The 18,845-nt window shown below is 64.9% G+C and carries 16 protein-coding genes and 1 tRNA gene; 9 read left to right on the forward strand and 8 right to left on the reverse strand.

The window, feature by feature from the left end; translation table 11 throughout:
* Both QZY01_RS13855 and QZY01_RS13860 read right to left on the reverse strand, forming a co-directional pair.
* Positions 1–544, reverse strand: a 544-nt coding sequence (locus QZY01_RS13855; RefSeq protein ID WP_294538159.1) for a DUF882 domain-containing protein, incomplete at its 3' end; no start/stop codon positions are given.
* A 274-nt stretch (positions 545–818) separates the two neighbouring features.
* Positions 819–2,219 (reverse strand): L,D-transpeptidase family protein, encoded by a 1,401-nt coding sequence (locus tag QZY01_RS13860; protein ID WP_294537973.1) that lies wholly within the window; start codon positions 2,217–2,219, stop codon positions 819–821.
* Here QZY01_RS13860 and QZY01_RS13865 point away from each other — a divergent pair.
* Complete coding sequence (locus QZY01_RS13865) at positions 2,218–2,622, forward strand: hypothetical protein (protein WP_294537975.1); 405 nt, start codon at positions 2,218–2,220, stop codon at positions 2,620–2,622. The two genes, QZY01_RS13860 and QZY01_RS13865, sit on opposite strands and share 2 nt — an antisense overlap.
* A 100-nt stretch (positions 2,623–2,722) precedes the next feature.
* Here QZY01_RS13865 and QZY01_RS13870 read toward each other — a convergent pair whose 3' ends face one another.
* Positions 2,723–4,201, reverse strand: a complete 1,479-nt coding sequence (locus QZY01_RS13870) for a sigma-54 dependent transcriptional regulator (protein ID WP_294537977.1) — start codon at positions 4,199–4,201, stop codon at positions 2,723–2,725.
* Between the two features lie 240 nt (positions 4,202–4,441).
* Between QZY01_RS13870 and QZY01_RS13875 the strand changes: the two genes are divergently transcribed.
* Entirely contained in the window at positions 4,442–6,289 is a 1,848-nt protein-coding gene (locus QZY01_RS13875; protein WP_294537978.1) for a M3 family oligoendopeptidase, read from the forward strand.
* A gap of 211 nt (positions 6,290–6,500) precedes the next feature.
* Here QZY01_RS13875 and QZY01_RS13880 read toward each other — a convergent pair whose 3' ends face one another.
* A complete protein-coding gene (locus tag QZY01_RS13880) occupies positions 6,501–6,920 on the reverse strand; it encodes a MerR family transcriptional regulator (protein ID WP_294537980.1) in 420 nt (139 codons plus the stop codon).
* Positions 6,921–7,199: 279 nt separating this feature from the next.
* Between QZY01_RS13880 and QZY01_RS13885 the strand changes: the two genes are divergently transcribed.
* Positions 7,200–10,874: a hypothetical protein gene (locus QZY01_RS13885; RefSeq protein ID WP_294537982.1), complete on the forward strand. Its 3,675-nt coding sequence runs from the start codon at positions 7,200–7,202 to the stop codon at positions 10,872–10,874.
* A gap of 6 nt (positions 10,875–10,880) precedes the next feature.
* Here QZY01_RS13885 and murA read toward each other — a convergent pair whose 3' ends face one another.
* Entirely contained in the window at positions 10,881–12,176 is a 1,296-nt protein-coding gene (murA, locus tag QZY01_RS13890; RefSeq protein ID WP_294537984.1) for a UDP-N-acetylglucosamine 1-carboxyvinyltransferase, read from the reverse strand.
* A 121-nt stretch (positions 12,177–12,297) separates the two neighbouring features.
* Complete coding sequence (locus tag QZY01_RS13895) at positions 12,298–12,477, reverse strand: hypothetical protein (protein ID WP_294537986.1); 180 nt, start codon at positions 12,475–12,477, stop codon at positions 12,298–12,300.
* Positions 12,478–12,720: 243 nt separating this feature from the next.
* Between QZY01_RS13895 and QZY01_RS13900 the strand changes: the two genes are divergently transcribed.
* From QZY01_RS13900 to QZY01_RS13920, 5 genes are all read left to right on the forward strand, one after another.
* Positions 12,721–12,795 (forward strand) — tRNA-Thr (locus QZY01_RS13900).
* 420 nt (positions 12,796–13,215) lie between these two features.
* On the forward strand, positions 13,216–13,887 hold the full coding sequence (locus tag QZY01_RS13905) for a hypothetical protein (protein WP_294537988.1): 672 nt from the start codon (positions 13,216–13,218) through the stop codon (positions 13,885–13,887).
* Positions 13,888–14,304: 417 nt separating this feature from the next.
* Positions 14,305–15,096: a ferredoxin--NADP reductase gene (locus QZY01_RS13910; protein ID WP_294537990.1), complete on the forward strand. Its 792-nt coding sequence runs from the start codon at positions 14,305–14,307 to the stop codon at positions 15,094–15,096.
* Between the two features lie 133 nt (positions 15,097–15,229).
* On the forward strand, positions 15,230–15,478 hold the full coding sequence (locus tag QZY01_RS13915) for a hypothetical protein (protein WP_294537992.1): 249 nt from the start codon (positions 15,230–15,232) through the stop codon (positions 15,476–15,478).
* A 51-nt stretch (positions 15,479–15,529) separates the two neighbouring features.
* On the forward strand, positions 15,530–16,123 hold the full coding sequence (locus QZY01_RS13920; protein WP_294537994.1) for a hypothetical protein: 594 nt from the start codon (positions 15,530–15,532) through the stop codon (positions 16,121–16,123).
* Between the two features lie 3 nt (positions 16,124–16,126).
* Here QZY01_RS13920 and QZY01_RS13925 read toward each other — a convergent pair whose 3' ends face one another.
* On the reverse strand, positions 16,127–16,996 hold the full coding sequence (locus QZY01_RS13925) for a metallophosphoesterase (protein ID WP_294537996.1): 870 nt from the start codon (positions 16,994–16,996) through the stop codon (positions 16,127–16,129).
* Positions 16,996–17,967 carry an iron exporter MbfA gene (gene mbfA / locus QZY01_RS13930; protein WP_294538161.1) on the reverse strand — a complete coding sequence of 324 codons (972 nt, stop codon included), beginning with the start codon at positions 17,965–17,967 and terminating at the stop codon, positions 16,996–16,998. The genes QZY01_RS13925 and mbfA overlap by 1 nt, the downstream gene beginning before the upstream one ends.
* Before the next feature lie 266 nt (positions 17,968–18,233).
* On the opposite strand from mbfA, the gene QZY01_RS13935 reads away from it, so the two are divergent.
* Positions 18,234–18,707 (forward strand): NUDIX domain-containing protein, encoded by a 474-nt coding sequence (locus QZY01_RS13935; RefSeq protein ID WP_294537998.1) that lies wholly within the window; start codon positions 18,234–18,236, stop codon positions 18,705–18,707.
* Positions 18,708–18,845: the final 138 nt, after the last annotated feature.

The raw sequence follows: 18,845 nt of genomic DNA on the forward strand, positions 1-18,845 counted from the left end.
CCAGCTGGTCGTAGCTCATGCGCGGCCAATGGCGGACGCCGCCGACGTCGATATGCACGAAAGGCGTATTGGCGTTGGGATAATAGCCGACGCCGCCGCGCTGCATCCGCATGGCGATCTCGCGCAGCTTTTCCATCGACAGGCCCGGCATGGTGGAATCCATCGCCTTGCCGAGCATGTGCTGGGAATGTTCGGCCACGGCGCTGGAGCGCCGGCGCAGCATGGCGTTGGTGGCAGGGCAGCGATAGGCCGAGACCACCACGATCGGATCGTCGGGGCCGGTATTGCGTCCGGCGGAGCGATAGGCTTCCCAAAGCGCGTCGAAAAGCCTCGGGTCCATTTTGGTCGGCTCGTCGGTGCGCCAGTCGCGAAGGAACCAGTTCAGCTTTTCGAGCGTCGCGCCGTCGTAATGGCCTCCGTTGCGGAAAGTCGCGACGATCGCTTCCTTGCTGTGCGAATGATAGAGAAACAGGGTGCGCGTATCGCCATTGGCCGCCGCCGATTCCAGCGCATTGGGCGCGAGCGAGGCGAAAAATGCGATCAGAAGGGCAAATGTCCGGGCTTTTTTGCCGCCGATTTGAATGCGGGCGGCGTTTTTCGCCAGGGCGGAGAAGCGAACCGGGATCAAACGCGTTCCTGTCGTGGCTTTCATGGCGGCGACGGCCGGGTCAACGGCCAATTAAACATGGAATCCACCGTTGACGAATAAACGTTAACAACTGGTTTCCAGCTTGAACGGCCCGATTCCATATCGCATCCGCCGCGAGAAAGCCACAGCTTGGCGAAAAATCAGGATTCGGCGCGCTTGGGACGGAAGATCACCCGCCCAGCCCAAGCAATTGCCGCGCCTTGCCGGCATAGCCGTAAATATCCTCGAAGCGTTGCAATTGTCCGCTCTCGTCGGCCCGCACGGTGAAATAGACGAGATGGATCGGCAAGGGTTCGGGCAGGGACACGCGGCGCTCGTTTTTCCCCAGCATTTTCTTGAGCCGCTCTTCGCTCCAGCCGCGCTCGGGACGCAGCAGCGCCACCGCCAGACTGAACGGCTGATCGACGCGCACGCAGCCATGGCTGAAGGCGCGGCTCGAAGCGGCGAACAGGCCGCGCGTCGGCGTATCGTGCAGATAGACCGCGTAATCGTTGGGGAAGATGAACTTGATCCGCCCGAGCGCGTTGCGCTCGCCCGGCGGCTGGCGCACATGCAGGCGGCCGTCGACATAATCGACGTCATAGCCCATCCGCCGCAGCGAACCGAGCTTGTTCATCATTTCGTTCTTGATGATCGATTGCGGCACGTTCCACGACGGATTGACGATCAGATATTCAAGCCTGTTGGAAAACAGCGGCGTCGCCTTGTCGGGCTTGCCGACGATGACGCGGGTGGTCAGGATTTCGGCGTCGGCGCGGTAAAGACGCGCCTCGAACTCCGGAATATTGACCACCAGCCGGTCGGCGCCGGGCTCGCGCGGCTGCCAGCGCCAGAATTCCATATTGACCAACAGATCCGATTCCAGCGCGCCATTGCCTCCCCGCCTCGCGCCCGAGGCGTCGCTGGCGCGCCGCGGCGGTTCGGTTGAAGCGAGCAGGGCCGTCGGCGCCAGACCCGCGCGCCGCTGCGCCAGTTTTTCGCGCAGGGCCAGATACCCGGGCTGGTCCGGATTAAAGGCGCGCAGCGCGCGGTCGGCGTCGGGCGCCTGCGACGTTTCGTCGAGCGCCTGCGCCGGGCCGACCACGGTCGGATGCGCGCCGATCAGGCGCGAAATCCGCGCCGGGTCGAGGCGCCCGCCGCTGGCCTGAAAGGCGTAGGCGGCGACCGCTTCGGACAGGGCGACGTCGGCAAGCGCGAGCGAGGCTTCCGGTCCGCGCTCGAGCGCGTAGACGCGCCAGGCGCTGAGGTCGAGGCCGTCCTCGGGCGCGCGCTGCAAACGCTCGAACGCGGCGCGTGCGTTGGGCGTCCACTCGCCCTTTTCGAGCCAGACCGGCGCGTCGCCCCGGCTGGCGTACCAGGCGTCGAGCGCCTGCCGCCGGGCGCGGGTCTGCGGATTTGCCCGGCTGGTTTCGCCGGCGGCGCGGATCAGGGCGGCGCGGATGGCGCGGTTGAACGAGGGCTTTTCCGGAGCTTGGAGTTCGCCGGCCGGGGCCGGCGTTTCGACGGGCGCCAAGGCGGGCGCCGGCGTTGCGGCTTCCTGCGCCCTGCTGACCGCAACCGGCGCGGCCATGGCCAGCATCGCCGACAAAACGCTTGTCGCGACTTTGAATCGCCGGGCGGACGAGCCAAGCTTCAACATGAGGCGCCTGTTCCTTCCCTATTCGTCCCGATTGCCAAGCTTCAGATGGCGATGCGCCGATTGCGGACTTGCCGGCGTCAAGCCGTGGCTTTCGAGTTGGAGCCTGTTCCCGTCCAAACGCCCGACGACCCGTTTTGGCAGGAATATGCTTTTAAAACAATTGGCTGGATCCGGTTCAACGAATCGAATCGCTCGAACGGGAACAATGCCGGCAAAAGATTCTCGCCCCGGCGGGTCGATTGGCGAATTTTCTTCTCTAGCAAAAATTCGTTCGGGTCGGGGGCTTAAATCGGCCGCCGGGTCGGCTGCAAGTGGCCAGCGACCGACATTTTGAGCGAGCGTTGCGCGTCGGCAACAGCCTCCTGGCCTCCCCGGCCCGAACGTAACCCTGCCCGGCGTTTTTTGTTTCAGCCGTATTTTGTCCGAAATCCGGCTCAGGCCGCATCGGCGCCTCCGGCGCTTTCGTCCAGTCCGTAATCCTTCATCTTGCGATAGAGCGTCGAGCGGCCGATGCCGAGTTTGCGCGCCATTTCCGACATCTGGCCGCGATAGTGGGACAAGGCGAAGCGGATCGTCGCTTCCTCCAGCGCTTCAAGGCGGCGCACGTCGCCATTTTCGTCGAGCAGGCGCAACACATTGGGGTCGCGCACTTCGATGCGCACGATCTCGCGCTGGACCTCCCGCTGGCCAAACGGCGCCGGCGCGGGCGGCACCCGCACGTCGAAGCCCTCGACCTGGGCGGCGATCTGCGGGAATTCGGCGACGGTCAATTCGTCGCCGTCGGCGAGGACCACGGCGCGAAACAAGGCGTTTTCGAGCTGTCGGACATTGCCCGGCCAATCATAGGCGCACAGTAGAGCCAGAGCCTCGGCGCAGATTCCGCGCAGCCGCTTGCCCTCTTCGGCGGCGAATCGCGCGAGAAAGCGCCGCGCCAGATCGCCGATGTCGTCGCGCCGGGCGCGCAGCGGCGGAATGCCGATCGGGAAGACGTTGAGGCGGTAATAGAGATCCTCCCGAAAACGGCCCTTCTTGACCAATTCGATCAGATTCTGGTTCGTCGCCGAAATCAGCCGCACATCGACCCGCACCGGTTTTCGCGCGCCCACCGGGTCGATTTCGCCCTCCTGCAACGCGCGCAACAGCTTGACCTGGGTTTCCAGCGGCAATTCGCCGACTTCATCGAGAAACAGCGTGCCGCCATTGGCCTCGACGAATTTGCCGACATGTTTTTCCGAGGCGCCGGTAAAGGCGCCTTTCTCATGGCCGAACAGGATGGATTCGACCAGATTTTGCGGCAAGGCCGCGCAATTGACGGTGACGAAGGCTTTGCCGCGCCGGTCGGAGGCGCCCTGCACGGCGCGCGCCATCAACTCCTTCCCGACCCCGGATTCGCCTTCGATCAGCACCGGAATCGTACTCTTGGCGGCGCGCTCGCCGAGCCGGATCGCGCGCAGCATGTCCTCGCCGCGTGAAAAAATATCGCGAAAGGTCAATTGTCCCGAGGCTTTGCGGCCGATGCGGCGGATTTCGCCCTCCAGCGCCTCGAAGCGCAGGGCGTTCTTGATCGAAATCTGCAATCTTTCGGCGCCGACGGGCTTGACCACGAAATCCAGCGCCCCGGCGCGCATCGCCGAAATCACCGCTTCGATCGAGCCATGCGCCGTTTGCACGATCACCGGCGTGGCGATTTTGCGCTCGCGCATCCTTCCCAACACGCCCATGCCGTCGAGATCGGGCATGACCAGATCGAGAATCAGCAGGTCCACCGGGCCGCGCTCGGTCGATTCCAGCCGCGCCAGCGCCGCCTCGCCGCCCTCCGCCGTTTCCGCCTCATAGCCGAATCGCCGCACCATGGCTTCGAGCAGGCGGCGCTGGACGGGGTCGTCGTCGGCGATCAGAACGGTCGAAATCATTGAAGGCGCTTTCATTTGCGAAGGCGTTTTAAGCCTGCGCCCATGCTGCGCGATTAGGGTAAATGCGGTGTTAATGGCGGAAAATGCAGGGGCTCCGGCGGGTCGGCGCGGCGCCGACGCGGCGAATCATGACGCAGCGTGCGTCTGCTCGAAAAGGCGGCGGGTCCATCGTCGCCGCTTGCGCGGCGCCATGCTTGATGCGAACCTCTCGAAAATCCTTACCCCAAAGCCACGAGCCCCATGACCCTCGAAACTTTCCGCGAATCGTCGATACTGCTCCGTAACCCCCGTCTGTCAGGCGCGGCCAAGGCCGAAGAGCTTCCGGTCTGGCGTCTCGACGATCTCTACAGCGGGCTCGACAGCCCCGAATATGCCGCGGATTTGCAAAAGGTCGCGCAGGATTGCCAGGATTTCGCGGCGCTTTATCGCGGCGGCCTCGCCGGTTTGCTCGAAGGGCCGGAGTCTTCACGGGCGCTTTACGACGCGATTGCCCGCTATGAGGCGATCGACGACCTGATCACCCGCATCATGTCCTTTGCCGGCCTGTCCTATGCCGAGGACACGGTCGATCCGGCGCGGGCGAAGTTTTACGGCGACGCGCAGGAAAAAATCACTGCCGCCTCGACCGACCTGCTGTTTTTCCAGCTGGAGCTGAACCGGCTCGACGACGCCGCGCTCGAAACCGCGCTGGCGGAGCCGCCGCTGGCGCATTACCGGCCGTGGATCGAGGATCTGCGCAAGGAAAGGCCGTTCCAGCTCGAAGACCGCATCGAACAATTGTTCCATGAAAAATCGGTCACCGGCCATGCCGCCTGGAACCGGCTGTTCGACGAGACCATCGCCAGCTTGCGCTTCAATGTCGACGGTGAGGAGCTGACTTTGGAGCCGGCGCTCAACCTGTTCCAGGACAGCGATCCGGCCATGCGCGAAAAGGCGTCCAACGCGATTGGCGCGACCCTGAAGGCGAACCTGCGCATTTTCACGCTGATTTCCAATGTGCTGGCCAAGGACAAGGATATTTCCGACAGCTGGCGCGGCTTCAAGGACGTGGCGCAGTCGCGCCATCTGTCCAATCGCGTCGAGCCGGAAGTGGTGGAGGCGATGGTCGCCGCCGTGCGCGCCGCCTATCCGCGCCTGTCGCATCGCTATTACCAGCTCAAGGCGCGCTGGTTCGGCAAGGACAAGCTCAAACATTGGGACCGCAACGCGCCCTTGCCCGATGCGCCGCAGCGCCATTACAACTGGGCGCAGGCGCGCGCCGCCGTGCTTGGAGCCTATGGCCAGTTTTCGCCGCGCATGGCGGAAATCGCCGAAAAATTCTTCGACAAAAAATGGATCGACGCGCCGGTGCGGCCCGGCAAGGCGCCGGGCGCCTTCGCGCATCCGACGTCGCCATCTGTCCACCCCTATGTGCTGCTCAATTATCAGGGCAAGCCCCGCGACGTGATGACGCTGGCGCATGAACTCGGCCATGGCGTGCATCAGGTGCTGGCCGCGCCCAACGGGCCGCTGATGGCGCCGACGCCGCTGACCCTGGCCGAGACCGCGTCGGTATTCGGCGAGATGCTGACCTTTCGCAGCCTGCTCGCCGAGGCGGCGACGCCGCGCGAAAAACGCGCCATGCTGGCCTCCAAGGTCGAGGACATGCTCAATACGGTGGTGCGGCAGATCGCTTTCTATTCCTTCGAACGCAAATTGCACGAGGAACGCCGTCAGGGCGAGCTGACGGCGGAAAAAATCTGCGAATTATGGATGAGCGTGCAGGCGGAAAGCCTGGGTCCGGCGATCGAGTTCGGCGAGGGCTATGACACGTTCTGGGCCTATATTCCGCACTTCATCCATTCGCCCTTCTATGTCTATGCCTATGCTTTCGGCGATTGCCTGGTCAATTCGCTCTATGGCGTCTACCAAAAGGCCGAGCCAGGCTTTGTCGACAAATATTTCGCCCTGCTTTCGGCCGGCGGCTCGAAACATTACAGCGAATTGCTCAAACCCTTCGGTCTCGACGCGCGCGATCCCGCCTTCTGGGACATCGGCCTGTCGATGATCGAGGGCCTGATCGACGAACTGGAGAGCCTGCCGGTGTGACGGCAGGGGTTTGGGACAGGCGATAAATTGCGACGCGGACCGAGTCGGATGCACACCGGGTCGCACGCAGGTTGAGCCGGACGCGCACTGGGTCCAACGCGGATTGAGTCGGACGCCAATGGCGACTTGAGCGATTTCAAGCCCGGATCGTCAAGGCCGGGTTTCTTCTCCGACCCTGTAAATGCTGGCGCGCCGGGCCGGGAAAAGCGTCTCAGCGCGCGGCGACGACCAGCTTGCGGTGCGCGGCGCGCAATTCCTCGATCGCCTCGTCAAGCTCGGAGCGGCGTCCTTCGAGATGCCGTAATTGCGACAGCACCATTTTCTCGTCGAGGATGAAATCGTCGCCTTGTTTATCGCGGGCGGAATCGGCTTCGAGCAGATCGGCGATTTCCGTCAGCGTGAAGCCGAGGTGCTTGCCCTTCAGGATCATTTGCAGCCGGACTTTCTGGAGCCCGTCGTAGAGTCGGGCGCCGCCTCGGCGAATCGGCTTGAGCAGGCCGCGCTGCTCGTAAAAGCGCAGGGCGCGCAAGGTGACGCCATAAAGGCGCGAGATTTCGCCGATGGTGAGCGGTTCGGCGACGGGATTTTCGGTTTCGAAGGCGGGCGTTTTCAATAAGGCGTTGGCGTTCATGGGGGAGGTCCTGGCAATGGTCCCGAAGGGAAATCGAATCATTACGCTACACACGCACAAGTTGTAATATAAGTTTCTGCAACCTTCAATCCCCTTGTCGCAGGGGAAATCGCAGCGGCGCGCGCTGTCCCGAAATCGACCAGGGTTAACGGGTTATTTACCGCAAAAGCCGAAAGTTGAGGGCGAGGGCCGCCCCCTTCGCCGCGCAGCGATTCGCGCGGAGGTTGTGCGGCGGGACGGGCGGAACGGACCGTCCGGCGGCACAACCGGGAAACAAAGATGAACAAGGCGGTTCCCTGGAGCATCAAGGGCATTGATTTCGATGCGCGCGAGGCGGCGAAGGAAGCTGCCCGCCGCGACGGTCTGACTCTGGGCGAATGGATGAACCGGGCGATCGCCGACCGCGCCGCCGAAATCGGCGCCGACGCCGAAGGTTTCGACGCCGACGAGCGTCTGGAGGCCGTCGCCGAGCAACTGGCGCGCCTCAGCCGCGACATGGACGCGCATGCGCCGCCGCAGCGGCGGCGCGGCGAGATCGGACGTGGGCAAGAGCGAGAAGCGTTTCGGGAAACGTTGCGTGAGCCGGCGCAGCCGCCGGTTCAGGATTCGCTGGAGGAACCATTTGCCGCCGCCCGGGCGCAGGACGCCGACCGGGGCCGGGCCTCCGTTCGCCCCGCCGCGTCGCGTCTTCAGCCGCCGCCTCGCCCGCGACCGGCTTTCGGCCGCGAAAGCGCCGCCGCCGAGGCCTTGCTCGAACAGGCGGTGGCGGCCTTTCAGCAGCAGGCTGGCCGCGTCGAGGCGGGCGCCGCGCGGGCTGTGGCCAATGTCGCCGCCCTGATCGAATCGGCGCAGAATCTGCGCGCCGACGCCTTGGCGCAGGTCGACGCGCGGCTGGCCGAGATCGAACAGAAGCTGCTGCGCGGCGGAGAGGATGGTTTCAAGCACGGTTTCAAGCCGCTGCGGGACATGATCGCCTCGGTGCAGGATCGCCTCGCCGAGATTGAGGCGCGTTTGCCGAAAGCGCCCTCCATCGAGGAGCCCAGCCCCGCGCCGGACCAGGAACCGGCGCTGCGACGCATCGACAGCCGCCTCGCCGCCCTGCTTGGCCGCCTCGAAACATCCGAGGTTGGCGCGTTGGAGGCGACGGGCGAAAAATCCTTCGCCGGGCTGGAACAGCGTTTTGACGCGCTGCTGGCGCGGCTCGATCGTCCTGCCGCAAGGGTCGCTCCGGCGTCGCTTCGGCGCGGCCTCCACGGCGCCATTTCGGAAATCGCCGCGCGCCAGCGCGATCTCGACGCGCCCGCGCCCTCCCACCCCCCCGTTGCAAAGCAGGAAGACGCGCGGATCGACCGGTTGCAACAGGGCGTCGAGGCTTTGTCGGGCCGCGTCGAGTCCATGCGCCGCGAATTCGCCGCCGCCGCCACGTCGATTGAAATCGAGGCTTTGGCCCGGCAGGTCGCCGCGATGAGCCGCGCGCTCGACGATGTCGCGCCGCGCGACCGGATGGAATCGCTGGAAAACGCCGTTCTGGCGCTGGGAGAGCGCATCGAGCGCTCGCGCCATGACGGATTGCGCGAAGGCGTGCTGGCGCCGATCGAAGCGCTGGCGGGGGAACTGCGCCGCGCCGTGGCGCAGGCCGAGGCCGGCGCCGCCGTCCATTTCGACGGCGTCGCCGGGCAATTGCGCGACGTCGAAGGCAAGATCGAGCATTTGCGTCAGGCGGGCGGCGCCGATCGCGCCGACTTTCTGCAACTTCGCGACCAGTCGGAACAGTTGCGTGAGACCATCGCCGCCGCCGTTGCGCAATTGGAGCCGGTGCGGCGGATCGAGCAGCAGGTCGCCGAACTCTCGGAAAAGCTCGAGCAAGTGGCGCATCTGGCGCGCGACGCCGGCCGCGCGCAGCAGGAGGGATTGGCGCAGGGAACGGAGGGCTGGCGCGGCGTCGAGTCGCGGCTCGAAGATCTGGCCCGGCGGATCGATCGGGTCGCCGGCGTGGGCCAGGGCGCGTCGGAGAGCGAGTCGCGCTTCGACGACCTTTCGCGCCGGCTCGATTTCATCCATCAGGCGCTGGCCGCCCGCATCGACGACGCGCGGGCGGAAGCGCAGACTCCGCCGACCCCGCCGACTCTGGAGCCCCTGCTGCGGGCGCTGGCCGAAAAGCTTGGCGCCGCCACTGCGCCGCAGGCCGATTCCCGCGCCTTCGAGGCTTTGGAGCGCCAGGTGGCGCAGGTTTCCGAACGGCTCGATGCCGGCGATCCGCGCATCGGCGCGCGTCTCGAGCGCGCGATCGAGGACCTGGCCCAGCGGTTCGAGACGGCCCGCGAAGCCGAGCGCGACGCGGCGCGCCAGGCTTTTCGCGAGACGCTCGCCGAATGGCGGTTTCCGGCGCGCGACGACGAGGCCTCGCGCGAAATCGCCGATCTTCGCGAAAAGCAGAACGCCTCGGACCGGCGCGCGCAGCAGACCCTTTCCGCCGTGCATGAGACGCTGGAAAAGGTCGTCGACCGCCTCGCCATGCTGGAGGACGACGTCATAGAAGGCCGTGGGGCCGATCTGGAAAGCCGGAGCGACGAACCGGCGCGGGCCGAAGGCGAAGCCGCCGAGCCGCCCTCGACCCGGCCATCGGCGCCTGCCTATGATTTCGACGATGCGGATTTCCTCAGGGAGCCGGGCGCCGGCCGTCCGGGCGCGCGTCCCGATGAGGCCGAACGTGACGCGCCGGTGGGCGAGGCGGAACCCGCCGCCAATCCGGCCCGCACCAATTATATCGAGGTGGCGCGGCGCGCGATTGCGGCGCGCGCCGCCGCCGAGAAGGCCGAGGCATACGCAAGGCGTCCGGGCGCCGCCGAGCTGGCTTCGAATCTCCTCGGCGAGCACGCCGCCTATGAGCGCCCGCGCGATTCCGGGGAAGTGTCGGGCCGGCGCCGCCTGCCCGCGCTGTTGCTGACCGCTTTCGCGGTTCTGGCGCTCGGAGCGGTTCAGGCCTATCGCCTGTTCGACAACGCGCCGCCGCCGATGCAGTCGGTGATCGAGCCGGGCGAGGGGAGCGTCCCGCCCGCCGCAACCGAGACCGCGCCGCCGCAGCTGCCGGCGCCTTCTCCCGCCGCCGGCGCGCCAGCCACGCCGCCGGCTTCGCCGGGCGATGCGGCAGCGCCAACTCCCGCGGCCATTCCCGCGCCTGGCGCCGCTTCAAAACCGGGGCCCGGCGCCGCCCAGATCGACCCTCTGGCGGTCGGAACGATTCCGCCGCGCGCCAATGCGACGGAGGCGGTTCCCGATGGCGCGCAGATCGCCATTCTCAGGCAGATGGCCGACAAGGGCGACGCCGCCGCGCAATATGATCTCGCCGCGCGTCTGGTCGAGGGGCGCGGCGTCGCCCGCGATCTTGCCGTTGCGGTCTCGTGGTTCGAGAAGGCGGCGGCCCAGGGTCTCGCCCAGGCGCAATACCGGCTCGGCGCCCTTTATGAAAAAGGCGTCGGCGCCCCGCGCGACATTGCGAAAGCGCGCGATTTTTACCAGAAGGCCGCCGCCCAGGGCCATGTCCGCGCGATGCATAATCTCGCGGTGATCGAGGCCGAGGGCGTCCAGGGCAAGCCCGATTACGCCGCCGCCGGGCAATGGTTCCGCCGCGCCGCCGAATTCGGCGTGCGCGACAGCCAGTTCAATCTTGCGATTCTTTACGCGCGAGGCCTCGGCGTTAATCTCGATCTGGCGCAAAGCTATGTCTGGTTCGCCATCGCCGCACAGCAAGGCGACGACGACGCTGCGAAAAAACGCGACGAGATCGGCGTTCGGCTCGACGCCCGGACGTTGGAGAGCGCGAAGAAACAGGCCGCCGATTTCCGAGCCAGGACTCCGGCGGCCTCCAGCAACGATCCGCCAGCCGTGGCGATTCGCCCGACGGCGCTGTTCACCGGGCCGGCCATGCGCGCCGCCGGGTGGTCGCGTTTCTAAAAAACTTCACCCGCCCGAGGAAAGGCGCTCGATGTCGGCGCCGCAGCGGCCGAGCTTGCGCTCCAGCGCCTCGAAACCGCGATCGAGGTGGTAGACGCGCTGCACCATGCTTTCGCCCTCGGCGGCCAGAGCGGCGATCACCAGCGACACCGAGGCGCGCAGATCGGTGGCCATCACCGGCGCGCCCTTGAGCACGCGCCGCCCCTCGACTATGGCGCTGTCGCCGTCCAGCTTGATTCGTGCGCCAAAGCGCGCGAGCTCCTGCACATGCATGAAACGGTTTTCGAAAATCGTCTCGGTGATCCGCGAGACGCCATTGGCCCGCGTCATCAGCGCCATGAACTGCGCCTGCAAGTCGGTGGGGAAACCGGGGAAGGGTGCGGTGGCGACATCGACCGGCAAAATCGCCCCGCCATCGCGGCGGATGCGCAGGCCTTCGTCGCTGGCGTCGATCTGCGTCCCGGTCTGGATGAGAATGTCGAGGGCCGCTTGCAGGTGTTCCGCCCGCGCGCCCTGCAAGAACACATCGCCGCCGGTCATCGCCGCCGCCATGGCGTAGGTGCCGGCCTCGATCCGGTCAGGCAACACGCGATGTTTCGCGCCCCCTAACCGGGCGACGCCGTCGATCTCTATCGTCGATTGACCGGCGCCGCGAATTTTCGCGCCCATCTTTACCAGAAGGTCGGTGAGATCGAGCACTTCGGGCTCGCGCGCCGCATTATGCAGCACGGTCGTCCCCTGCGCGAGGGCGGCGGCCATCAGCGCGACATGGGTGCCGCCGACGGTGACCTTGGGAAAGTTTATTTCGGCCCCGCGCAAGCCCTTGGGGGCCTTGGCGACGACATAGCCGGCGTCGATCTCGATCGACGCGCCGAGCCGCTCCATCGCCATCAACAACAGATCGACGGGACGCGTGCCGATGGCGCAGCCGCCCGGCAGCGAGACCCGCGCCTCGCCGCAGCGCGCCAGCAGCGGCGCGACCACCCAGAAACTGGCGCGCATGCGCGAGACCAGTTCATAGGGCGCGACGGTGTCGACGATTTCGCGCGCCGTCATGTGGACGGTCTGGCCGGCGTCCTGCTCCTCGCCCTGGCGGCGGCCGTCGATCGAATAATCGACGCCATGATGGGAGAGGATGCGCACCAGCAGGCTCACATCGGCGAGGCGCGGCAGATTTTCCAGCGTGACCGTGCGATCCGTCAACAGCGAGGCGATCATCAGCGGCAGGGCCGCGTTCTTGGCGCCGGAAATCGGTATCGTTCCATTCAGCGGATTGCCGCCGACAATGCGTATGCGATCCATTGTGCCTCGCTCGGGCGCGGCGATTCTTGTCCACGCTTTGCTGATATTCAATGCGACGGCGGTTTTTGGGCCGTTGCGGTCCGGGTTTTCCGGCGGCGGCGCACCATGGTCGTTAACGGACTCAAGAGCCTGTCTCGCCGCCGAAATCGGCTTTGCGTTGCCGGACCTGCGCCTTGCGCCGCCGAAGATTGGCGCGCAAAGCTTCGGCAAGGCGTTGCTTTTGCGCCTGTTTTTCGGGGGAGAGCGCGGGTTCGGCCTTGGTGGCCGGTTGTTCGGGGGCGGGAGGGGCTTCCTGATCCATGGGTCCAGCTTTCGGGTCGGGGCCTTCTAGGCGCGAATGGCCCAAAGAACAAGCTTTCGGGTTGATTTCGTCACTGAGCGGCCGATTGCCGGAAACGGATGCTTGCCATGCCCCTTTCGCTGTGGCAGAAACCGCCCGCCCGACGAGCCGTCTTTCCGGCGGCGCGGGCGAGTCTTGAGAAGCGTGTTTTCTTGAGAAGCGTGTTTTTGCGAAGAGTAAGCCGCTTTTCGGAACAATGCTTCAGCTGCGGTAGCTCAGTGGTAGAGCACTCCATTGGTAATGGAGAGGTCGAGAGTTCAATCCTCTCTCGCAGCACCAGTCTCCCCGTCATTCCTCCGATCGTCGTACGAATGGGTCGCTCTCGGTTTCCCTGGCTATCGCCAAAACAGGGCCGCTACGCGTACAAATAAATTTGTTAAATAGTTGTTTGTAGTAGAGCTATGGGAAAAGCGCCGCTGATTCAAGCCAAGCCCGCAGAATCGAATTGCGTTCGGCTGCGCATTTTTGGCAACTGTTGCATGATCAAAAATTTAATGTGCAACAACAGCGTGTTAGATAATATTTCGGCCTTGCGGAATCGATCTCATGACACGCCCCGTATTCGAAACCTTGCTTGCGGGTCTGGCTTTTGTTATCCTTTATCGATCATCTCGGCCTTGGCTTTCCGTAAGGATAATTGGTGCAGTGCAGCGTAAGATTTAACTGAGTTGATAAAAGTCCGTTCGATTTGGGGGGCGCATGAAAATCAAATCAACTCTTCTGAGCGCGGCCTTGGCCGGTTCAATGCTTGTCGGTGCCGCGGCGGTCTCGAACTCCGCCAGGGCCGCGGGAATTCCCGGCGCGGTGAGTGGCGCCAGCTTCGGGGCCAGCACCGCCTCTCCCCTGGGCGGCCGCTTTGTCTACCTTTTTTCCAAAGGCGTATCGCCGTTCCTGTCGCCGGACCCGTGGGGTAAGTCTTCCCCGAACGCCGTCTATAGCGCGACGTTCAGCTCGCCGTCCGGAGCCAATTTTTACTTTAACACCAACGATTCCGGCAACATCCTGTACTTCGGCCTGCCGGATACGACCACCTTTGGCGAGACATTTATCGCGCCCGGCGGCAACATGTTGGACTGGAATTTCCAGATCTACACGAATCCCACCGCCGGCAACGCCGATTTCTTTATCGCGACATGGGATGGCTCGCGCGCCGTTACGCCGCTGTTCTATGAACGCCTGTCAATCCCCGCCGGTTACAGCACGGCGGATTCCGGCCCATTCAATCTCGCGCTGACCGCCGGCACGGAATATGTCGCTTTCCTGACGGTTGGCTCCGTTCCCGAAACCTCGACCTGGGCGATGATGCTCGCCGGCTTCGCGGGTCTGGGCTTCCTTGGCTATCGCCGCAAGGCCGCGAACTTCGCCGCATGATTTGAACTCGATTTAAGATCGAAAGGCCGCCGCGAGGCGGTCTTTTTTGCGCGGCGACGGGGCGCGACCCTTCGCGCAAGTTGCAATTTGCGCCGCGCCGCTATACGACCGCCGAAGCGCTGTCGATGTTTGCGCGGGGCTCTTGTCGCCGGACGCAGTGCAGCGCGCCAGCGAAAGTCGCCGATGGCGGACGCCGCTTTTCGCTGGCTCCTGCTAGCGAAATTTGCCAAAAGTAATCGACGGAATCGGATTTTGGCGTATGGCGGATCATAGGCAGCGACAGGTTGAAGGCATCGGGCCGAAGCCGCGATTGCGCCGCGCAAACCGCGATTTTGGCTTCGAGCACGAAGGAGACGGGTCGGAATGAGGGATGTCGCCGGAAAGCAAACAGGGACGGCCGGGCATGCGGGGCACGCCGTGCATAAAAAGAAGAGCGGCGGCGCTTTCAACCGTGAGACCGTGCGCGAAGTCCAGCATTATACCGACCGGCTGTTCCGTTTCCGCACCACCCGCGATCCGCATTTTCGCTTCGTCAGCGGCCAGTTCGCGATGATCGGCCTCGAAGTCGAGGGCAAGCCCCTGTTGCGCGCCTACAGCATGGCCAGCGCCAATTATGAGGACGATCTCGAATTTTTCTCGATCAAGGTCCCCGACGGCCCGCTGACCTCGCGGCTCCAATATCTCAAAGTCGGCGACACCGTGCTGGTCGGGCGCAAGCCCACCGGCACGCTGGTGCAGCCGAATCTGTTGCATGGCAAGCGGCTCTACATGTTCTCGACCGGCACCGGCGTCGCGCCCTTTTCAGCCATCCTCAAGGACCCGGAGGTCTATGACCTCTACGACAAGCTGATCCTTGTCCATGGCTGCCGCGAAGTCGCCGAGTTGCAATATGGCGTCGATACGGTCGCCACCGCCAGGGCCAACGAATTCTTCGGCGATATCGTCACCGAAAAGCTGATCCATTATCCGACCGTGACTCGCGAGGCCTATGTGCACCAGGGCCGCATCACCGATCTGATTGAATCGGGCAAGCTTTTCGCCGACATCGGCCAGCCGCCGCTCAATCCGGACGAGGACCGTGTCATGATCTGCGGCAGTCCGGAATTGCTCAGGGATCTGGTGGGGATGCTGGAGGCGCGCGGCTTTCGGGAGGGCTCCGGCGGCGACCCGGCCAGCTATGTCATCGAAAAGGCCTTCGCCGAAGCTTGATCGAGCCTTGTTCCCCGGTCTCGCCGACGTGCGGCGTCGAGCGAGAACCGCGGCGGTTCTGGAATTCGCGCTGGAGGCTGGGGACCGGGCTCGGGTTGATCGCCGTCGTCGCCCGCGCCGATGGCGCAAAGGCATGGGCGGCAAGGCGATTTTGCAAGCTTTCGATATTCGGCGCCGCCGCGCTTTACATGGGAAAAGCGTTTGGCTGACGCACGAACCTGCATTTTTTCAACCCGTTGGCGCATCGGCGATCGACGTCGAAGACGACAGAAGGGCGAAGGCGGGCGCACGGCGGCGGCGCGCTTTTGTTCGCAAGACTATCGACTCTGAAACAATCGCTTGGCTAGTAATACCATTTTCCTGCAAGATAAAAATGTTCTAAATTAAAATCGCAGGTTGATTCTTTTTCTTTGCCCCATTGATGGAGTTGAGGGTGGCTCGTTCGCAGAAACCGTTTGTGGTCGAGGTTAAGCGCGGGCGTCGAGGCGCCTCCGCAGCGTCTCTGACCGTCGTGCCGAAATCGCCGGAGGCCGCGCCTAAAACGGTGGCGGAGCCCGCCCGGCCGCCGGAGCCGCCCAAGCCAAAGCGCCGCATCCTTGACGCCATAGAACTGGAGCCGGTCGTGCTGGAGGCCGCCGAAGCGGAGCGGGTCGCCCCCGATCCGGTAAAACGCCGGCGCGGCAGGCCGCCAAAACTTCCCGGCGCGCCGCCTTCGCCGAGAAAGCAACGGCCCGCTGTCGTCCGGCGAGAGGAAGCGCCGGTCGTCGCCCCGGCGCGCCGTGAATATCTGTCCATCGCGGCGGACCGGGCCGCGCCGTCGCGCGAGTCGAAAACCGCGCGGCGCCTGCAAGGCCAGAGCCTTGCGAAAAACAGCGCTCCCGCGCCCATGCCTTTCGCGAGCCCGCCAATTGTCGCTCAAGGTCAGGCGACCCACGGCCATCTGTCGCACGGCGACCGCGTCGAGGCAGCGACCGGCCTGCCGCGCGGTGAGCGCTGGAAGCGCCGGCTGCCAAAGGTTCTTTGGTAAAATTCAGCTCGACAGGGTGTGAAACTGTCCCTCGGCGCCCAATTGGCGGGCGGAAACGGCGAGGCGTCGGCTGTTCGGGTCGATGTCGATCAGATAATAGGCGGCGCGCCGGCGTGGATTACGACCGATCGACGAGGCCGAGCAGATGCCGAGCACCGGGATCGCCCCGTGTGGTCCGGGCAGGCTTTTGTGGGAAATCGCATGGCTGTGGCCATGCAGCAGCAACTCCGCGCCCTCGCGCAACAGCACTTCGGCCAACAGGCGATGATCGCCGAGGTTGCGGATGCCGCCGCCGCCATCGACCGGCGGATGGTGCAGCAGCACGACGCGGACGCAGTCCCGCGTATCGCGCAGCATCTGCGCCAACCGCGCCAATTGCTCGCGTCCGAGTCTTCCGGCGGCGACGAAGGGCAGGGTCGGCACGCCGCTGCATAGTCCGATGATGGCGACGCCGTCGCGGCGGCGCAGATAGGGGAAGCGGTGGCCGCCATCGTCGCCGCGCATCCACGGGCTCAGTTCGCGCGTCATGTGGGTGACGCTGGAGCGCAGATAGACGTCGTGATTGCCGGGCGCGAGACTGACGTCGTCCGGCGAGCCGAGCGTATGAAGCCATTTTGCGGCGAGCGTGAACTCCCCCGGCAGGCCGATGTTGCAGACGTCGCCGGTCAGCGCGACATGGGCCGGACTCTGCGCGCGCATGTCCGCGACCAGCGCCGTCAGCGCCTTCATGTCATGGGCCCGCGAGCGGCCGCCCTGGCGCCAGTTGATATAGCCGGTGGCCCGCTTGCCGATCAGTTCGCGCCAGCGCGGCTTCGGCAGCGGCCCGATATGAGGGTCTGAAAGATGGGCGAGACGGAACAAAGGCGACGTCATCAGGCGCCGCCGATCAGCACGCCGACCGCCAGCACGATGGCGCCGCCGAGCACGATCTGCGCCACGGCCTTGAGGAAAGGCGTATCCATGTAGCGGGCGCGGATATAGGCGATGGCCCAGAGTTCGACGAAGACCACGGCGCTGGCGATGCTGATCGCGGTCCAGAACGCATGCGGCCAGCTGTCGGGCACAAGAAAAGGCAGCGTATGGCCCAGGCCGCCCAAGGTCGTCATCAATCCGCAGACCAGGCCGCGGACCAGCGGCGCGCCGCGCCCCGTAACCGAGCCGTCGTCGGACAGGGCCTCGGCGAAGCCCATGCTGATGCCGGCGCCGAGCGAGGCGGCGAGGCCCACCAGCAGCGTGCTCCAGTTGTTCTGGGTGGCGAAGGCGGCCGCGAAGAGGGGCGCGAGCGTCGATACCGATCCGTCCATCAGTCCGGCGAGGCCGGGCTGGACATATTGCAGCACGAAAAAACGATGCGCGGTCTTGCCTTCGGCGTCGCGGGCGCTTTCGGTCAAAATGGCTTCGGCGAGCGCATTGGCCTTGGCGCCGTGGCTCTTCTCGACCAGAGCGAGGTCGCCGAGCAGCCTGCGGACGCCGACATCCTGCGACTGTTCCGCCGCCTTGAGGTAGAAGCGTTGGGAATCCGCCTCCATCGCCTCCGCCTGGTTGCGAATCGTCTCCAGCGGCAGGTTTTTCATCAGCCAGCTCGGGCGGCGGTTGAGAAATCCCTTGACGTCCTCGCGGCGGATGGCGGGGAGGTGCGGGCCGAAACGCGCCTGGTAGAGTTCGAGCAATTGCCGGCGGTGGCCGTCTTCTTCCGACGCCATTTCCTGAAACACTTTCGAGGTGGCGGGATAGCGGTCGGCCAGTTCCTCGGCGAAACCGACATAGATCCGGCTGTCTTCCTCTTCGGAGGCGATGGCTATGGCGAGAACTTCGCGCTCGGTCAGGTCGGAAAAATTTTTCAAACTCATGCCTGGTCCGTTCCTTGACAGCGTTTTTGCCCTGCGGCCCTTCGACGGACGCAAAATGGCGCCGCCGTTTCGCCGGGACGCCGTTTTGCTGGGACCTGGCCTGTGCTGAACGCATACGCACCGAAACAGGAGACCGGATCCTCATTATCCATAGGGCTTGGCAAGGGCTTTGCTTGACAGGCCAAGCCCTGCTGGCCGAGAGGGTCCACTTGGTTTAGTTCTAGATTGAAAATGCCGGCGAATCCAGTAGAGGCGCTTTGATGTCGGAAATGGCGGCCTGGCAAAAAATCGTCCGGCAGGCCCAGCGCGCGCTGGGCCTGCTTACGCGGCCGGCGACGCTGGGCGTGCGCGCCATCGCTCTTGACGCGGCGGGACGCGTCTTTCTGGTGCGCCACACCTATACGCCGGGTTTCTACCTGCCGGGCGGCGGCGTCGAATCGGGCGAAACGGCGCTGGCCGCGCTGGCCCGCGAGTTGTCCGAGGAGGGCGGGCTCGAATGCAGCGAGCCGCCGCGCCTGATCGGCTTTTACTATAATCCGCGCCATTCGCGGCGCGACCATGTCGCGCTTTATGTCGCGAACAACGTGCGTCAGACGCGAAATCGTGCGCCCGACTGGGAAATCGCCGAATCCGGCTTCTTTGCGCTCGACGCCTTGCCGGCGGAGGCCACGGTTTCGACCCGCGCCCGTCTGGCCGAATATTTCGAAGCCGCGCCGCCCGATCCAATCTGGTAGGATCGTATTCGGCGTGGCGTCTCCCTCGCCTCGCACAGCCTGTCGCAGGACCGGCGATTCTTGAACGCCCGATGGGGAAGAGGGGACAAGGCGCGGCTGCTCGACGAAATCTTGCTTGCGCGCCATGGGCCATCTATC

The organism is uncultured Rhodoblastus sp. (genome assembly GCF_903903185.1).
In the GTDB taxonomy this organism is placed as follows: domain Bacteria; phylum Pseudomonadota; class Alphaproteobacteria; order Rhizobiales; family Beijerinckiaceae; genus Rhodoblastus.